Source organism: Streptomyces poriticola (genome assembly GCF_036689765.1).
GTDB lineage: Bacteria > Actinomycetota > Actinomycetes > Streptomycetales > Streptomycetaceae > Streptomyces > Streptomyces poriticola.
This window is the reverse complement of sequence record NZ_JBAGKH010000001.1, coordinates 39404-55984: the sequence shown is the minus strand read 5'-3', so window position 1 is coordinate 55984 and position 16581 is coordinate 39404. Positions and strand designations below refer to the sequence as shown.

Annotated in this window: 15 protein-coding genes; 9 read left to right on the top strand and 6 right to left on the bottom strand. The window is 71.9% G+C overall.

What is annotated here, in order from left to right:
* Positions 1-42: 42 nt before the first annotated feature.
* Positions 43-705 (bottom strand): DUF2293 domain-containing protein, encoded by a 663-nt coding sequence (locus V5O46_RS00235; protein WP_332882278.1) that lies wholly within the window; start codon positions 703-705, stop codon positions 43-45.
* 144 nt (positions 706-849) lie between these two features.
* On the opposite strand from V5O46_RS00235, the gene V5O46_RS00230 reads away from it, so the two are divergent.
* The gene (locus V5O46_RS00230; protein WP_332882277.1) at positions 850-1503 is read left to right on the top strand and encodes a nucleoside/nucleotide kinase family protein; all 654 of its coding nucleotides are present in this window, start codon (positions 850-852) and stop codon (positions 1501-1503) included.
* 145 nt (positions 1504-1648) lie between these two features.
* Here the strand turns inward: V5O46_RS00230 and V5O46_RS00225 are convergent, their stop codons facing one another.
* Positions 1649-2779, bottom strand: coding sequence for a magnesium and cobalt transport protein CorA (locus V5O46_RS00225; RefSeq protein ID WP_332882276.1), 1131 nt, complete (start codon positions 2777-2779; stop codon positions 1649-1651).
* Between the two features lie 206 nt (positions 2780-2985).
* Between V5O46_RS00225 and V5O46_RS00220 the strand changes: the two genes are divergently transcribed.
* Positions 2986-3819: a class I SAM-dependent methyltransferase gene (locus V5O46_RS00220; protein ID WP_332882275.1), complete on the top strand. Its 834-nt coding sequence runs from the start codon at positions 2986-2988 to the stop codon at positions 3817-3819.
* Between the two features lie 79 nt (positions 3820-3898).
* Here V5O46_RS00220 and V5O46_RS00215 read toward each other — a convergent pair whose 3' ends face one another.
* Together V5O46_RS00215 and V5O46_RS00210 are read right to left on the bottom strand one after the other, a co-directional pair.
* Positions 3899-4852 (bottom strand): carbohydrate kinase family protein, encoded by a 954-nt coding sequence (locus V5O46_RS00215; RefSeq protein ID WP_332882274.1) that lies wholly within the window; start codon positions 4850-4852, stop codon positions 3899-3901.
* Between the two features lie 14 nt (positions 4853-4866).
* On the bottom strand, positions 4867-5775 hold the full coding sequence (locus V5O46_RS00210; protein WP_332882273.1) for a pseudouridine-5'-phosphate glycosidase: 909 nt from the start codon (positions 5773-5775) through the stop codon (positions 4867-4869).
* Positions 5776-5871: 96 nt separating this feature from the next.
* On the opposite strand from V5O46_RS00210, the gene V5O46_RS00205 reads away from it, so the two are divergent.
* The gene (locus V5O46_RS00205; protein WP_332882272.1) at positions 5872-6300 is read left to right on the top strand and encodes a VOC family protein; all 429 of its coding nucleotides are present in this window, start codon (positions 5872-5874) and stop codon (positions 6298-6300) included.
* A gap of 33 nt (positions 6301-6333) precedes the next feature.
* On the opposite strand, the gene V5O46_RS00200 is transcribed toward V5O46_RS00205, so the two are convergent.
* Positions 6334-6924, bottom strand: coding sequence for a methylated-DNA--[protein]-cysteine S-methyltransferase (locus V5O46_RS00200; RefSeq protein ID WP_408648839.1), 591 nt, complete (start codon positions 6922-6924; stop codon positions 6334-6336).
* Between the two features lie 49 nt (positions 6925-6973).
* Positions 6974-7867, bottom strand: coding sequence for a glycerophosphodiester phosphodiesterase (locus V5O46_RS00195; RefSeq protein WP_332882271.1), 894 nt, complete (start codon positions 7865-7867; stop codon positions 6974-6976).
* Positions 7868-8147: 280 nt separating this feature from the next.
* Between V5O46_RS00195 and V5O46_RS00190 the strand changes: the two genes are divergently transcribed.
* The 6 genes from V5O46_RS00190 to V5O46_RS00165 all read left to right on the top strand — a co-directional run bounded on the left by V5O46_RS00190 (position 8148) and on the right by V5O46_RS00165 (position 16562).
* A complete protein-coding gene (locus tag V5O46_RS00190) occupies positions 8148-9062 on the top strand; it encodes an MHYT domain-containing protein (protein WP_332882270.1) in 915 nt (304 codons plus the stop codon).
* 40 nt (positions 9063-9102) lie between these two features.
* Complete coding sequence (gene uvrB / locus V5O46_RS00185) at positions 9103-11262, top strand: excinuclease ABC subunit UvrB (RefSeq protein ID WP_332882269.1); 2160 nt, start codon at positions 9103-9105, stop codon at positions 11260-11262.
* A gap of 142 nt (positions 11263-11404) precedes the next feature.
* Positions 11405-11983, top strand: a complete 579-nt coding sequence (locus V5O46_RS00180) for a TerD family protein (protein WP_332882268.1) — start codon at positions 11405-11407, stop codon at positions 11981-11983.
* A gap of 57 nt (positions 11984-12040) precedes the next feature.
* On the top strand, positions 12041-14059 hold the full coding sequence (locus tag V5O46_RS00175; protein ID WP_332882267.1) for a TerD family protein: 2019 nt from the start codon (positions 12041-12043) through the stop codon (positions 14057-14059).
* A 273-nt stretch (positions 14060-14332) separates the two neighbouring features.
* Positions 14333-15334: a TerC family protein gene (locus V5O46_RS00170; protein ID WP_332882266.1), complete on the top strand. Its 1002-nt coding sequence runs from the start codon at positions 14333-14335 to the stop codon at positions 15332-15334.
* Positions 15335-15461: 127 nt separating this feature from the next.
* Positions 15462-16562 carry a calcium:proton antiporter gene (locus V5O46_RS00165; protein ID WP_332882265.1) on the top strand — a complete coding sequence of 367 codons (1101 nt, stop codon included), beginning with the start codon at positions 15462-15464 and terminating at the stop codon, positions 16560-16562.
* The last annotated feature ends 19 nt before the right edge of the window (positions 16563-16581 follow it).

Sequence of the window (16581 nt, the reverse complement as noted above, 5' to 3'; positions counted from 1 at the left end):
ATACGCGGGCGTCCAGCCGATCTCCCCGGGCGCGCCGGGGGCCTACCGGCCGTGCCGTCCCACCGCCCAGCCGCGCAGCACGGACTCCACCTCCGCAGCGATCCGCCGCCGCGCCTCGTGCCGGGGCACGCCGCTCATCAGCAGCCGGTCGTACGGCGTGTCCAGATGCCGCACCGACGCCACGACCGCCGAGGTCACCGCGGTCTCGGCGAGAGCCCGCCCCGCCGCGCTGCGGCCCACCCGGCCGCTGCCCCGCACCGAGGCGTGCGCCGCGACGGCCCGGGCCCTGTCCTCCGGGCACCCGGGGAACAGCCGCTGTATCTCCGCCGCGAACGCCTCCGTGAAACGCAGGTCCTGCGCCGCGCGCCGCGCCGCGTCCCGCACCCGGCGCCGCCGCCGCGCCTCCGCGTCCGCCAGGCAGCGTTGCTCGGCCCGGACGAGCGCGTCCTCCTCCACCAGCACGCCCTGCCGCTCGTATCTGCCCCGGCGCCGGTGGAACCGCACGACCACCACCGACAGTGTGCTCTCCTCCCGCGATCTGCGGGTCAGCGCGGTGTCCCCGCGCGGCAGATACACCAGATGCCCGAGATCCGCGCAGTCGAGACAGCGCGGGGTGCCCCCCTCCAGGACGAGCAGCGGCAGTGGCCCACGGCGGCACGCCGCGCAGTGCCGCCGCTTGACGGGCCGGTAGACGACCGGAGCCATGGCACCGTTGTTCCCCGTCGCCCCCGGGCCGCTGTCCCCCATTTCCCCCGGACCGCCCATGACTTGCCCCTCCCTTCGGTGCACCGCGGTTCGCCTCCGCCCGGAGTCACCCGCCGCCGCGCCTGCCGGGGCGGCTGACGCATCATGGGCGCTGTGCGACTGGAACCGATCACCTGGGACCGGCTCGGCGACCTGCTGGCCGAGCGCCTGCTCGACATCGAGCCGGCCGACGGCAGCCCCTGGCCGCGCATCGCCTTCGACGGGGCCCCGGCCGCCCGCCCCGGCGATCTGGCCGGGCGGGTCTGTCGGGCGCTGCGGGTACGCGGACGCCCATCCCTGGTCGTGGGTACGCAGGGCTTTCTGCGCCCGGCGTCGCTCCGACTGGAGTACGGGCACCGGGACGTGGACTCCTACTACGACGGCTGGTACGACACCGGCGCTCTGTGGCGCGAGGTCTTCGGCCCACTCGAAGCCGGCGGTGACGGACGTGTCCTGCCGGACCTGTGGGACCCCGTCACCGACCGCGCCACCCGCAGCCCGCGTGTCCCCCTGCCTCCCGGTGGTCTTCTGCTGCTGCACGGTCCCTTCCTCCTGCGTCACTGGTTCCCCTTCGACTTGAGCGTGCATCTCCTGCTCGGCCCGGGAGCCCTGCGCCGGCGCACCCCCGAGGACGAGCACTGGACCCTGCCCGCGTTCGAGCGCTACACCCACGACACCGACCCCGCCGGAACCGCAGACGTCCTGGTGCGTGCCGACGATCCGCGGCATCCGGCGTGGAACGGCCGGGTGAACGGCTGACCGGTCCCGTCGCTCCTCGCCTCTCCCGGCGCTACGCGGGGCGCTCGCCGCCCTCGGGGCCCCGGAACCGTCACAGACCATGGAGCGCCCCAGCCGTCAGAGCCCCCGCTGTTGTGACGTCGGGTGCCTCGGCGGCGCCGGGTCCTCAGAGCCAGCCGTTGCGGCGGAAGCCCCGGTAGAGCGCCAGGCAGGCGATGGATATGACCCCTGTCACCAGCCCATAGCCGTAGCGCCAGCCCAGCTCCGGCATGTGGTCGAAGTTCATGCCGTACACCCCGCACACCATGGTCGGGACGGCGATGATCGCCGCCCAGGCCGTTATCTTCCGCATGTCGGCGTTCTGCGCGACCGTGACCTGGGCGAGGTGTGCCTGGAGTATCGAGTTGAGCAGCTCGTCGAACGCGGCGATCTGCTCGACGGCGCGCAGCAGATGGTCGGAGACGTCCCGGAAGTAGGCCTGTGTCTCCGGGGCGATCACCCGGATCGGGCGGGTGGCGAGCTCCTCCAGCGGCCGGCCGAGGGGGACCACCGCCCGTTTCAGCTCGAGCAGTTCCCGCTTGAGCTGGTAGATCCGTCCCGGGTCGACCCGCGCGCCGTTCTCCACGAACACCTCCGACTCGACCCGGTCGATGTCCGCCTGCACAGCGTCGATGGCGGTCAGGAAGTCGTCGACGACATGGTCCGCGATCGCATGCAGCACCGCCGACGGGCCCTTGGCGAGCTGCTGCGGGTCGGCCTCCAGCTCCTCGCGCAGCGGGCCGAGCGAACCGTGCCGTCCGTGCCGGACGGTGACCACGAAGTCCCGCCCGACGAACACCATGATCTCGCCGGTGCTCACCACCTCGCTCGTGGTGGTCACTTCCTCGTGGTCGATGTGGACGACCGTCTTGAACACCGCGAAGAGCGTTGCGTCGTACCGCTCCAGCTTCGGCCGCTGACGGGCTTCGATCGCGTCCTCGACCGCCAGCGGATGCAGGTCGAACAGGTCCGCGATGCCCGCGAACTCGTCGTCCGTCGGCTCGTGCAGGCCGAGCCAGACGAAGCCGTCGCCCTGTTTGCGCACCTGCTCGACGGCATCGACCGGATCGCCGCCCGTCCGGGTCCCGGTGCGCGCACCCTCCCGGTAGGTCACGCAGCTCACCACGGAGGAGCCCAGCGGGGACCGGGCCGGGTGGCTCAGGTCGACGCGCGGGCGCCGCCGGGCCAGCCGGGCCACCTTGCGGAGGCCGCCTACCCTGCGGAGGCTGACCTTCCGCAGATTCCCGCCCATGGACATCCGGATCTCCTCGCGTGGCTTCCCCTGGCTTCCCTCGCGCGGCGCTCTCTGCGCCGTGGCGCGCCAGTCTGCCAGGCGGGCGGCAGCGGCGTAGCGACCTGTGGGAACGGAATATTCCGCTCTGGTTGCTGATGATGAACGGCGCGGCTTGCGCTCCCGGAGCGTCGCCCGCTTCCGGCAAGCCGGACAACTGGGATGATTGCGGCATGACGCGAACCGACGGAAATCTCCTCGACCACCGGCCGCCGACCGGGACGGCGGAACGCCGCGGCGCCGCGCTCCCCCTCGATGCCCCCGCCGTCCTCGACGCCTCCGCCGCGCTCTTCGACCCCACGACGTTCCGGTATCTCGCAGCGCTCGGAGCAGGGCCCGGCTGGCACTGCTGGGAGGTGGGTGCCGGCGGCACCTCCGTGGTGACCTGGCTGGCCAAGAAGGTGGGCCCCACCGGACGGGTCCTCGCCACGGACCTCGACACCTCGGGCCTCGCCCGGGCCGCCCGCCCTCCGGTCGAGGTACGGGTGCACGACGTTGGCGCCCAGGAACCACCGGGGGAGGGCTTCGACCTGGTGCACGCCCGGTTCCTCCTCGCCCAGGTCCCGGAACGGGAACGCGCGTTGCTCTCGATGGTCAGGGCGCTGCGCCCCGGCGGACGCCTGCTGGTCGAGGAGGCCGACCCCGCGCTGCAGCCCCTGCTCTGCCCCGACGAGCACGGCCCGGAACAGCACCTGGCGAACCGGCTGGGGCACGGCTACCGGAAGCTGCTCGGACACCGCGGCAGTGAGCTCGCCTACGGCCGCCGGCTCCCGCGGCTGCTCCGCGAGGCCGGTCTGCGCCGGGTGGAGGCCGTCGCGCACTTCCCGGTCGCCTCGCCCGCCTGCGCCGCCCTTGAGTCCGCCACCGTCCGCGAGGTCCGCGATCAGTTCGTCACGGAGGGTCTGGCCACGGAGGAGGACATCGACCGTCACCTCGCCAACGTGGCCTCCGGTTCGCTGGACCTGGCGACCGCCCCGATGGTCTCGGCGTGGGGGCGCAAGGCCTGAACCCGGGCACCGGCCGGCGGAGGGAGGAGACAGCGGGGGCGGAGTGCAGACCTCCGGTTCCTCCGGTTCCTCCGGCCACTCAGGGAGGCCCGGGAGGCCGGCCTCCCACCCGGGCCACGGCCAGTGCCCCCGCCCTGCACCCCTGAGCCGCGGCCTCCTGCGGACCGGCGCCGGCGAGCAGAGCGGCGAGGAAGGACCCAGTGAAGGCGTCCCCCGCCCCCGTACTGTCCCGCGGCACCGCCGGAGGAGCCGGGACCCGGGCGGAGACGGCACCGGAGCGTGCCACCAGTGCCCCGTCCGCGCCCTGGGTGACGACCACCAGCGGCACTTGGCGGCTCAGCTTGGCCGCCGCGTCCGCCGCATCGGGCAGCCCGGTGAGCAGGCACGCCTCGTCACGGCTGGGCAGCAGCAGATCCACGCCGTCCACCAGCGGCAGAAAGCGGTCCACACCCAACCCGGTGAGAAAGCCCGCCGAGGCGGGATCCAGGCTCACCGGTACCCCACGCGCGCGTGCCGCCGCGACGGCACGGACCACCAGTGCCCGGCTCGGCTCGGAGAACAGCAGATAGCCCGACAGATGCATCCGCGCGACTCCATCGAGCAGGGCGTCCTCCCAGTCGCCCGGTCCGAGCCGCAGCGACGCCCCGCTGTCCGTGAGGAACGTCCGCTCGGCCGCTGCGCCCGCGTCGACCAGGCAGATCACCGTACCGGTCGGCGCCTCCTCGTCCACGACCAGCAGCGGACGCACCCCGTGGGCTGCCAGCTCCCGCTCGTGCCACTCCGCCGCGTCCGCCCCGACCCGCCCCAGCAGCCGTACGTCCCGGCATCCGCTGTAGGCGGCCCAGCAGGCGGCGTTGGCGCCCGCCCCGCCGGGCAGCCGGCGGATCGAGGCGGCCGTGTCCGTCCCCACGGCCAGCGGCCCCCGGTGCCGGGCGACGACATCCGTGACGACGTCTCCGACGACCAGCAGCGCACCGCCGCCCGGTGTCGAGCTCGCGCCTGGTGCCGAGCTCGCGCCCGGTGCCGAGCTCACGGCCGGTGCCGAGCTCACGGCCGGGCCCAGGACACCGCGATCCGCGCCCCGAGCCGCACATTGCCGCGCACCGCCGCCAGATTGGCGTTCAGCGACGCCCCGTCGGTGTGCCGCACCAGGAACCCGAGCAGGAACGGAGTGACCGCCTGACCGGTGACCCCCTGCTCCTCACACGCGTGCAACGCCTCGTCGAGCACGCGCGCGTGCAGCGCGGGATCGAGCTGCTCCTCCTCGGGCACCGGATTGGCGACGACCAGCGCCGACTCCGGCCCCCCGAGGGTGTCCTGGGCCCGCATGACGTCCGCCACCTGCTCCGGCGTCCGCAGCGTCCAGTCCACGCCGTGCCCGGAGTCGGACAGGTAGAAGCCGGGGAACCGGTCCGTGCCGTACCCGGCCACCGCGACTCCCAGCGTCTCCAGCCGCTGCAGCGTCGCCGGCACGTCCAGGATGGACTTCACCCCAGCGCACACCACGGTGATCCGGGTGCGCGCCAGCAGCCCCAGGTCGGCCGACTCGTCCTGCGTCACCGTCCACTGCCGGTGCACCCCGCCGAGCCCCCCGGTCGCGAACACCCGCACACCGGCGCGGGCCGCCAGCGACGCGGTCGCCGACACCGTGGTCGCGCCGCTCGCGCCGGCGGCCACCGCCGGAGCCAGATCCCGGTGCCCCAGCTTGCGGATGCCCTCCTCGTCGGCGACCCGCTCCAACTGCTCCTCGGCCAGCCCGACATACGGCGTCCCGTCCAGCACCGCGATCGTCGCCGGAACCGCGCCCTCCTGCCGTACCGCCCGCTCCAGCTCCCGGGCCACCTGCAGACTGCGCGGGCGGGGCAGCCCGTGGGCGATGATCGTGGACTCCAGGGCCACCACCGGGCGCCGCGCGGCCAGCGCCTCCTGCACCTCCTCGGACACCACCAGTGTCACGCCTGCCTCCTGTCAGTCGTCCTGCCTCATCTCTGGCGGGCAGCGCGCCCCGCCAAACCACTTGCGGTCGGACGGGGAGCGCACCAGCCTGAGGACATGACCGACAACCCGATACGTCTCGACCACGTGGTTCTCTGGGTACGTGACCCCGTCGCCGCGGCCGACTTCTACGAGAAGGCGGTCGGTCTGGTGCCGCTGCGGACCGGCGACTTCGCAGCAGGGAAGGCGCCGTTCCCGTCGGTCCGGCTCAACGAGGAATCCATCATCGACCTCATGCCGCTCACCATGGCGGAACGGATGAGGATGCTGCCCGGCGCCACCGAGAGCTCCGGCCACCCGGTCAACCACGTCTGCCTCGCCCTGCCGCAGGACGACTTCGACCGCCTCCACGCCCGGCTGCAGGAACGCTCCGTCCCGATGTCGGAGATCTCCCGGGACTCCTTCGGCGCCCGCGGCAACGCCCGCCGCAGCTTCTACTTCCGTGACCCGGACGGGAACGTCTTCGAGGCCCGTCACTACGACTGACAGCGGGGACGGACCGCCTGCCTCGGGAGCGGGTCAGAACAGCGGCTCGGGGAGCACACCCTCCAGAGCCAGCAGCTTCCGCTTGGTGTCCCGGCCGCCTCCGAATCCACCGAGGCCGCCGTCGCTCTCGACCACCCGGTGACACGGCACCACCACCGGCAGCGGATTGGCGGCCATGGCCAGGCCCACCGCCTGGGAGGCCCCCGGCCGGCCCACGCGCCCGGCGAGATCCCCGTAGCCGACCACCGAACCGTACGGGACCCCGGACGCCAGCTCCCGCAGCACCTCGCGGTTGAACCCGGAGATCAGCGACCAGTCCAGCGGCAGGTCGAAGGCGTCACGCCGGCCGGCGAAATAGGCCTCGACCTGCCGTATCACCTCCGCCAGCAGCGGGGAGGCGGGTGCTTCGACGGGCTCGCCGCCCAGCCGGGAGGCGAGCCGCCGCAGCGCCCGGTCGCGCACCGCGTCCGTGGCGTGGAACACGACGTTGACCAGGCCCTCGCGGGTCGCTGCCAGTAGCAGCGGACCGATGTCCGTCCCGACGACCGCCCACACGACGCGCGGGCCGTCCTGCCGCGCGTCCGCCCGCCCGGCGTGCTGCTCATGCTGCCCATGGCTGTCCATGAGCCCCACCGTACGACCCGCCACCGACACCGCCCGGCGGGCGGCCTGATCAGCGGGCGGCCGGGACCGCCGCCGGGCGCACCGCGTCCCGGATCACGTCCGGCCTGTTGGTGATGATGCCGTCGACCCCGTACGCGGCCACCTGCCGGGCGGTGTCCGCGTCGTCGACCGTCCAGGTGAAGACCTCCATCGGCCCGCCGTGCGGGCCGGTGAACGCCTGCACGGCGGAGACGTAGCCCACCGAGAGGCTGCCGTGGTGCGGGTTGATCTGGTCGGTGAACGCCGCGTACGCGGGCAGGGCGGACAACGGCGGCGTGCCGAGGAAGCCGGTCTTCACGGCCGGCTTCAGCTCGTGGACGGCCCGCACGCTGTCCGCGCTGAAACTCTGCACGATCAGTCGGCCGGACAGATGGCGCCGGTCGAGCCAGCCCTCGTTGGCGAGCACCTTCAGGGTCTGCCGCTCGATGCCCGGATACAGCTGCGGATTCTTGATCTCCAGCAGCAGCTTCTGGTGGTGGTGCTCGACCCGGTTCAGGAACTGCTCCAGCGTCGGCACGCGCGCGCCCGCGTAGGCGTCCCCGAACCAGCTCCCGGCGTCCAGCCTGGCGATCTCGGCTGCCGTGAAGTCCTTCACCTTCCACGGCGCCCGGCCGGGGAAGACCTCCTCGACATCCGTCGTACGCTTCAGGCTGTCGTCGTGCAGGACGACGAGCTCTCCGTCCCTGGTGCGCTGGACATCGTTCTCCACCCAGCGGATGCCCAGCTCGGCCGCCTTGTCGACGGCGGCCAGGGTGTTCTCCGGGGCGTATGCGGAGGCTCCCCGGTGGGCGACGACCGTCGGCCCGGCACCGCTGTGGGCGGCCTGGACCGGGGCGGCGGGGGACAACAGGGCGGCGGCCCCCAGGAGCGCGGTGGTCGTGACGGCAACTGCGCGCGCGTGCATGCGTACTCCTCGCGTCGAACGGTCACGGAGAGCTCAACTCTGACAGCAGAGGGTCAACGGCAGTGGGGTACGGGATGACCGTGGTCTGAATGGAGGTGCTCAACTCCGCTCACGGAGGGTGCACAAGTGGGGCAGAGCCGTGATTCTTTGCCGGAGAATCGTTCGCCCCAACCGGTGGGAGTCATACTCTCTGCCTCAACCCTGACCGTTCGTACGGTCCTGGGAGGGGGTGCACGACAAGGAAGAACCAGGACGGAAGCGGGCGGAAGGACAGCCGCGCATGCAGGGCACGGTCGATGGATTCAGCTACGGGCTCGTCACACCGGTGGTGGCCTACCTCATGGCCTGGCTCGGCGGTGCCCTCGGCCTGCGCTGTACCGCCCGGTCGCTGCGGGTCGCACACTCCTGGCGTCCCGGCTGGCTCGCCCTCGGCTCGGCGGCGATCGGCTCCGGCATATGGACCATGCACTTCATCGCGATGATGGGGTTCACGGTCCACGGCACGCCGATCCGCTACGACACCGCGATGACCTTCGCGAGCCTGGTCCTGGCCATCGTCATGGTGGGCATCGGGATCTTCATCGTCGGCTACCGCGGGGCCAAGGGTGCCGCCCTCTTCACCGGCGGCACCATCACCGGGCTCGGCATCGCCTCGATGCACTACCTGGGCATGGCCAGCATGCGCATCGACGCGGAGCTGAGATACGACACCCTCACCGTGGCCGCCTCCGTCGTCATCGCCATGGTCGCCGCCACCGCCGCCCTGTGGGCGGCCGGACAGGTCCGGGGGTTCCGGTGGAGCGTGGGCGCCAGCCTCGTCATGGGCCTCGCCGTCAGCGGCATGCATTACACGGGCATGGCCGCGCTCGACGTCCATGTGCACGGGACGGCCGAGCCCGCCACGGGCGAGTCGGCCGCCGCCCTGCTCGCCCCCATGCTGATCGGACCGCTCGCCTTCCTGCTGCTCGCCGGCGCCGTCGTGCTGTTCGACCCCCTGATGGTCAAGGGCCAGCCCGCCTGGGCCCCCGCCGAACGCAAGCCGGGCGTACCCGCCCGGAGCGCCGGCCACGACCCGGAGCACCACCCGGAGCTGGACTCGGACCACCAGCAGGTCCACCACACGGCGCACCATCCGCCCCCCGGGACCCGTCGCACCCTCGTCCAGCGCCGCTCCCGCACCCCGCAGAACCGCTGACCCCGGCCCGTTGTCAGTGCGGAGTCGTACGGTGGAACCCATGCGGCCCGTTTCCGAGATCGAACGCACGGTGGCGCCCTTCGAGGTCGTCAGCCCCTACCAGCCCAACGGCGACCAGCCCACGGCCATCGCCGACCTCGCCCGGCGCATCGAAGCAGGCGAGAAGGACGTCGTCCTGCTCGGCGCCACCGGCACCGGCAAGTCCGCCACCACCGCGTGGATGATCGAGAAGCTCCAGCGCCCCACCCTGGTGATGGCGCCGAACAAGACGCTCGCCGCCCAGCTGGCCAACGAGTTCCGCGAGCTCCTGCCGAACAACGCGGTCGAGTACTTCGTCTCGTACTACGACTACTACCAGCCCGAGGCCTACGTCCCGCAGTCGGACACGTACATCGAGAAGGACTCCTCGATCAACGAGGAGGTCGAGCGGCTGCGCCACTCCGCGACGAACTCCCTGCTCACCCGCCGGGACGTCGTCGTGGTCGCCTCCGTCTCCTGCATCTACGGCCTGGGCACGCCGCAGGAGTACGTGGACCGGATGGTCCCCCTGCGGGTCGGTGACGAGTTCGACCGGGACGAGCTGCTGCGCCGCTTCGTGGACATCCAGTACGCGCGCAACGACACGGCCTTCACCCGGGGTACCTTCCGGGTCCGCGGCGACACCATCGAGATCTTCCCGGTCTACGAGGAGCTCGCGGTCCGCATCGAGATGTTCGGCGACGAGATCGAGGCCCTGTCCACCCTGCACCCGGTCACCGGCGAGATCATCAGCGACGACCAGCAGCTCTACGTCTTCCCGGCCTCCCACTACGTCGCCGGCCCCGAGCGTATGGAGCGGGCCGTCAACGACATCGAGAAGGAACTGGCCGAGCGGCTCACCGAACTGGAGAACCAGGGCAAGCTGCTGGAGGCCCAGCGACTGCGGATGCGCACCACCTACGACATCGAGATGCTCCGCCAGATCGGCAGCTGCTCCGGCGTGGAGAACTACTCGATGCACTTCGACGGCCGCTCGCCGGGCTCCCCGCCCAACACCCTGCTGGACTACTTCCCCGACGACTTCCTCCTCGTCATCGACGAGTCGCATGTCACCGTGCCGCAGATCGGCGCCATGTACGAGGGCGACGCCTCCCGCAAGCGCACTCTCGTAGACCACGGCTTCCGGCTCCCCTCCGCCCTGGACAACCGCCCCCTGAAGTGGGAGGAGTTCCAGGGACGCATCGGTCAGACCGTCTACCTGTCCGCCACCCCCGGACAGTACGAGCTGTCCCGCTCCGACGGTGTCGTCGAGCAGATCATCCGCCCGACCGGACTCGTCGACCCGCAGGTCGTCGTCAAGCCCACCGAGGGCCAGATCGACGACCTGGTGCACGAGATCCGCACCCGCACCGAGAAGGACGAAAGGGTCCTCGTCACCACGCTCACCAAGAAGATGGCCGAGGACCTCACGGACTACTTCCTGGAACTGGGCATCCAGGTCCGCTATCTGCACAGCGACGTCGACACCCTGCGCCGGGTGGAGCTGCTCCGCGAGCTGCGCGCCGGTGAGTACGACGTCCTGGTCGGCATCAACCTCCTCCGGGAGGGCCTCGACCTGCCCGAGGTCTCCCTGGTGGCCATCCTCGACGCCGACAAGGAGGGCTTCCTGCGCTCCGGCACCTCCCTGATCCAGACCATCGGCCGTGCCGCGCGCAATGTCTCCGGACAGGTCCATATGTACGCGGACAAGATCACCCCGGCGATGGAGAAGGCCATCGAGGAGACCAACCGCCGCCGGGAGAAGCAGATCGCCTTCAACACGGCCAACGGCATCGACCCCCAGCCGCTGCGCAAGAAGATCAACGACATCGTCGCGCAGATCGCCCGCGAGGGCATCGACACCGAGCAGCTGCTCGGCTCGGGGTACCGCGGCCAGTCCAAGGACGGCAAGGGCGCCAGGACCCCGGTGCCCGCCCTCGGCGGCAAGGCGGCGAACGGTGCCAGGACCCCCCAGCCCGCCAGAGGCAAGGGCGGGGCCGCCCAGGAGACGGTGCCCACCGACCGCCCGGCGGCCGAACTCGCCGAGCAGATCGAGGAGATGACGGCCCGGATGCGGGCCGCGGCAGCGGATCTGCAGTTCGAGATCGCCGCCCGGCTGCGCGACGAGGTCTCCGAGATGAAGAAGGAGCTGCGTCAGATGCGGGAGGCCGGTCTGGCCTGACGACGGATCCGGGCACGCGCTGTGTTGCAAGACCGACACAAAGTGCGGACCGGGGTACGGCATGGTCAGTGCCGCTGCGTAGGGTTCTGGTCAACCGCGCGCGGCGCGGCAGCAGGGGACAGTTCGAGAGGGGAATCGGCACGTGACCGTCAACATGACCAAGGGTCAGGCCATCAGTCTGCAGAAGGACGACGGCGGCAGCCTGACGTCTGTGCGCATGGGTCTCGGCTGGCAGGCTGCACCCCGGCGCGGCCTGTTCGGGTCCCGGACGCGGGAGATCGACCTGGACGCCTCAGCCGTCCTGTTCGCCGACAAGCAGCCGGTCGACGTCGTCTTCTTCCGCCACCTGGTGAGCGACGACGGCTCGGTCCGCCACACCGGTGACAACCTGGTGGGTGGTGTCGGCCAGGGCGGGGACGACGAGGCGATCCTCGTCGACCTGCAGCGCGTCCCGGTCCACATCGACCAGATCGTCTTCACCGTGAACTCCTTCACGGGACAGACCTTCCAGGAGGTGCAGAACGCCTTCTGCCGCCTGGTCGACGAGACCAACGGCCAGGAGCTCGCCCGCTACACGCTGGCCGGCGGCGGCGCCTACACCGCCCAGATCATGGCCAAGGTGCACCGCGCCGGGCCCGGCTGGACGATGACGGCCCTCGGCTCCCCGGCCAACGGCCGCACCTTCCAGGACCTGATGCCGGCGATCCTGCCCGTCCTGTAGGGCGGACGCCAAGCACACCGCACGAGCGACCTAAGACGCACACAGGGGGAGAAGTCGATGACGGCCGAGCTGGTGCGGGGGCAGAACCACCCGCTCTCCCAGGCCCGACTGGAGATCCGGGTCTCGGCCGGCACCCCGATCGTGGCCGCGGCCACGATCGGCGACGAGCAGGGCAAGGTCCACGGCGCAGAGTGGGTGGCCCACCCGGGCACACCCACCCTGCCCGGCCTGGAGGTCTCCCGGCAGGCCGCCGCCGACCACCGCCTCGCCGTGGACCTGGACGCCATGCCGGACGCCGTGCACCGCGTCACCGTGCTGCTCGCCCTGCCCGACGCCGACGCCCCGGCCCGCTTCGGTGCGGTCGCCGCCCCCTTCGTCGCCGTCACCGGCCTGGACGGCACGGAGATCGCCAGCTTCACCCTCACCGGCCTCGACACCGAGTCCGCCGTGGTCGCCCTGGAGCTCTACCGTCGGCAGGGCGCGTGGAAGGTGCGTGCCGTAGGTCAGGGGTACGCGGGCGGCCTCGCCGACCTGTTCGGCGACCAGGACCTGCCCGGTGCCCCTGCACTCGCCGCCGGCATCCACCAGGCGGTGGCCCGCGGCCTGGCCCGCTCGGTGCCGGCGCCCCCGCCGTCCGCCGCGGACGGCGACCGGGCCCGGCAGCCCGCCGCCCCGGCCCGCGGCGGGGAACACGGCGGCACCGCACCGCAGGGCGCCCACGGGCCGGTGACGCCGGCATCGACGTACGGCGCCCCCGGAGCCTCCGACGGGCCGGGGCAGCCCGGCCCGCACCCGTCGGCCTATCCGGGTGCGGGGTCGGCCGACCCCGCCGGCCCGGAGCCCGCCTCGGGCAGCCCCGTCGACTACAGCCACCCGCGCCGGCAGAACGCCGCTCCGCCCCCGCCCCCGCCGACCGCGCCCCCGGCGGCACCGGGACAGCCCGCACAGCCCGTCGCGGGCGACGCGACCGGTTGGTCGATGGACGAGCGGCTCTACAACCAGGTCTGGGGGATGTTCGAGGATCTGGCCCGCACCACGGCCGCCTACCGCAGCGCCGTCGACTTCGCCGAGTCCCGTATGGACAAGGAACTCGACCAGGTGCTCTCCGACCCGCGCAGCCGCATCGGCGGACAGGGCGACGCAGCCCGCGAGGCGGCCCGCACCCGGCACGAGGCGCTCGTCGACCGGGCCAGGGAGGCCCTCGACCGGGACCTCGCCCAGCTCGCCGCCGAGGCCGACGTGGTCGAGCCCGCACTGCCGCCCGCCTACGCCCGCTGGGACAACCCCGTCTGGCACGGCTACCGGCTGCCGATGGAGATCCCCATGGCCCTGCGGCTCGGAGATCTGCGCCTGCCCGAGGCCGAGCGGATACGCGTGCCCATGCTGGTCCGGCTGCCGCTGGAGCGCGGGCTGTGGATCGACAGCGGACGGAGCGGCTCGCTGGACGGGTCCTTCGCCGACTCGCACGAACTGCGCCGGCTCGCTCTGGAGACCGCCGTCGCACACGCCGCCCGGCTGCTCGCCGTCTACCCGCCCGGCGAGATCACCGTCCGCGTCGTCGACCCGGCCGGATCGGGTGCACAGGCGCTCGCGCCACTGGTGCACACCGGTGTGCTCGACGCCCCGCCCGCGGCCGGCGCCGCGGGTGTGGCGGAGGTGCTGGCTCGGCTCACCGAGCGCGTCGACCTGATGCAGATGGCGATCCGCGGCGGCGCCGCCGACTCGCTCCCGCCCGGCCTCGACACCGCCCAGCAGCTGCTGATCGTCAACGAGTTCCCGCACGGGTTCGACGACCGGGCCGTCAACCAGCTGCGCTATCTCGCGGACGAGGGTCCGTCCGTCGGGGTCCACCTGATGATGGTCGCCGACCGCGAGGAGTCCGCCGGTTACGGCCCGCTGCTCGACCCGCTGTGGCGTGCGCTGCTGCGCCTGACCCCGCTGGCCGACGACCATCTCGCCGACCCGTGGGTCGGGCACGCCTGGACGTACGAGCCGCCTCTGGTGCCCCCGGGCAGCCAGGTGCTCCAGCAGGTGCTCACCCAGGTCGCGGAGGCCCGCCGCTCCTGGAACCGGTAGCAGTCCCGCACTCGGCACAGGCCTGCCACCGGGCGCTTTGAGCTTTATTTGCGAATCTCTTTACCTTCTCTTGGTGATTGGGGTACTGTCGTCCGTACGGAGGGGAGTACTCCCTGTCTGCTGCGGCGTACCCGTCAATACGGATCAGGCCAGATCCCGGGGCGCCGGCCCGCGGGCTTCCGGGCGCGTCACGCGACCGGACACCCGGGGTGGAAGAGACCTCCGGTAGCGACGACGCTGACATCTGCCGTGTGACGTACTGCCGGAGGCGTAGTGGAAGTTTCGGCGACCCTGTGGGTCCTGACCATCGTGGGCCTTGCCGCCCTGATCGCGGTCGATTTCTTCATCGGCCGCAAGCCGCACGACGTATCGATCAAGGAAGCCGGAATCTGGACGATCGTCTGGATCGCCCTGGCCTGTCTCTTCGGGGCCGGACTGCTGGTCTTCGCCGGGGGGCAGCCCGCCGGTGAGTTCTTCGCGGGCTTCATCACCGAGAAGTCGCTGAGCGTGGACAACCTCTTCGTCTTCGTCCTGATCATGGCGAAGTTCGCCGTGCCCTCGCAGTACCAGCAGCGCGTGCTCCTCATCGGTGTGCTCATAGCCCTGGTCCTCCGGGCCGTCTTCATCGCCGCCGGCGCCGCGATCATCGCCAACTTCTCCTGGGTCTTCTACCTGTTCGGTGCCTTCCTGATCTGGACCGCCTGGAAGCTCATCCAAGAGGCCCGTGCCGAGGAGCAGGACGAGGAGTTCGAGGAGAACAAGCTCCTCAAGGCCGCCGAGCGTCGCTTCGGCGTCGCCGACCGATACCACGGCACCAAGCTGTGGATCCAGGAGAACGGCAAGCGGGTCATGACCCCGATGCTGGTCGTGATGCTCGCGATCGGTACCACCGACGTGCTCTTCGCCCTGGACTCGATCCCGGCGATCTTCGGCCTGACCCAGGACCCGTACATCGTCTTCACCGCCAACGCCTTCGCCCTGATGGGTCTGCGGCAGCTGTACTTCCTCATCGGCGGCCTGCTGAAGAAGCTGGTGCACCTCTCGTACGGCCTGTCGGTCATCCTCGGCTTCATCGGCGTCAAGCTGGTGCTGCACGCGCTGCACGAGTCCGGCGTCCACGTCCCGGTGATCAGCATCCCGGTCTCGCTCGGCGTGATCTGCTCGGTCCTGGTCGTCACCACGATCACCAGCCTGCGCGCCTCCCGGAGGCAGGCGGCGGTCGAGGCGGAGCGCACGCAGGACGGCGACGGCGCGAAGGACAGCGTCGACGCCTGACGGCGAGGAGCACCCCGCACTCCCTCGAGCGCCGGGTGCGGTGCACGGCGCCGGCCGGCCACCGCACCCGGCGCTCGCGCCGCCGGACCGGCGTGCGGGAATCCGAGGCCTCTGCGACGATCACCGCATGATCACTCGGTCCAGGGCGCTCATGGCGCAGTGGACGACCGCCGTGCCGGTGACCGCGGTGGTGCTGCTCGTGTTCACCTGGGGACGCGACCTGCCCGGGCCGGTCGTCGTCGTGGCCACCCTGGTCCTCGCCGGTGCCGTCCTGGCCGCCGTCCACCACGCCGAGGTCGTCGCACACCGGGTCGGCGAACCCTTCGGCTCACTGGTCCTCGCCGTGGCCGTCACCGTCATCGAGGTCGCCCTCATCGTGACCCTGATGGCGGACGGCGGCGACAAGAGCTCCACCCTGGCCCGGGACACGGTCTTCGCCGCCGTCATGATCACCTGCAACGGCGTCGTCGGCCTCAGCCTGCTCGTGGGCTCCCTGCGGCACGGCACGGCCGTCTTCAACCCCGAGGGCACCGGCGCCGCACTCGCCACGGTCGCCACCCTGGCCACGCTCAGTCTGGTGCTGCCGACGTTCACCACCAGCAAACCCGGCCCGGAGTTCTCCACGGTGCAGCTGACCTTCGCCGCACTGTCCTCGCTGATCCTCTACGCCCTGTTCATCGCGACCCAGACCGTGCGGCACCGCGACTACTTCCTGCCGATCACCCGGCAGGGCGAGGTCATCACCGCCGACGACCACGCCGCGGCGCCCAGTGCCCGCACCGCCCTGCTCAGCCTCGGGCTGCTGGGACTGGCCCTGATCGGCGTCGTCGGACTGGCCAAGGGAGTGTCTCCCACGATCGAGGACGGGGTGGCGGCGGCCGGGCTGCACCACGCCGTCGTCGGTGTGATCATCGCCCTGCTCGTGCTGCTGCCGGAGACCATCGCCGCGGTGCGGTCGGCCCGCCGCGACCGGGTGCAGACCAGCCTGAACCTCGCGCTCGGCTCGGCGATGGCCAGTATCGGCCTGACCATCCCCGCGGTCGCCCTCGCCTCCCTCTGGCTCTCCGGGCCGCTCGTCCTCGGCCTGGGCGCCACCCACATGGTGCTGCTCGCGCTGACCGTCGTCGTGGCGTCCCTGACCGTCGTCCCGGGGCGTGCCACACCCCTCCAGGGAGGTGTCCATCTGGTCCTGTTCGCGGCGTACCTGGAGCTCGCGATCAACCCGTAGAGCGTTCGTCCGGGAGCCG

Coding starts and splice junctions, on each gene's coding strand:
- V5O46_RS00235 (WP_332882278.1), bottom strand. CDS start 705: ATGGCTCCGGTCGTCTACCGGCCCGTCAAGCGGCGGCACTGCGCGGCG.
- V5O46_RS00230 (WP_332882277.1), top strand. CDS start 850: ATGGGCGCTGTGCGACTGGAACCGATCACCTGGGACCGGCTCGGCGAC.
- V5O46_RS00225 (WP_332882276.1), bottom strand. CDS start 2,779: ATGTCCATGGGCGGGAATCTGCGGAAGGTCAGCCTCCGCAGGGTAGGC.
- V5O46_RS00220 (WP_332882275.1), top strand. CDS start 2,986: ATGACGCGAACCGACGGAAATCTCCTCGACCACCGGCCGCCGACCGGG.
- V5O46_RS00205 (WP_332882272.1), top strand. CDS start 5,872: ATGACCGACAACCCGATACGTCTCGACCACGTGGTTCTCTGGGTACGT.
- V5O46_RS00200 (WP_408648839.1), bottom strand. CDS start 6,924: ATGGACAGCCATGGGCAGCATGAGCAGCACGCCGGGCGGGCGGACGCG.
- V5O46_RS00195 (WP_332882271.1), bottom strand. CDS start 7,867: ATGCACGCGCGCGCAGTTGCCGTCACGACCACCGCGCTCCTGGGGGCC.
- V5O46_RS00190 (WP_332882270.1), top strand. CDS start 8,148: ATGCAGGGCACGGTCGATGGATTCAGCTACGGGCTCGTCACACCGGTG.
- uvrB (WP_332882269.1), top strand. CDS start 9,103: ATGCGGCCCGTTTCCGAGATCGAACGCACGGTGGCGCCCTTCGAGGTC.
- V5O46_RS00175 (WP_332882267.1), top strand. CDS start 12,041: ATGACGGCCGAGCTGGTGCGGGGGCAGAACCACCCGCTCTCCCAGGCC.
- V5O46_RS00165 (WP_332882265.1), top strand. CDS start 15,462: ATGATCACTCGGTCCAGGGCGCTCATGGCGCAGTGGACGACCGCCGTG.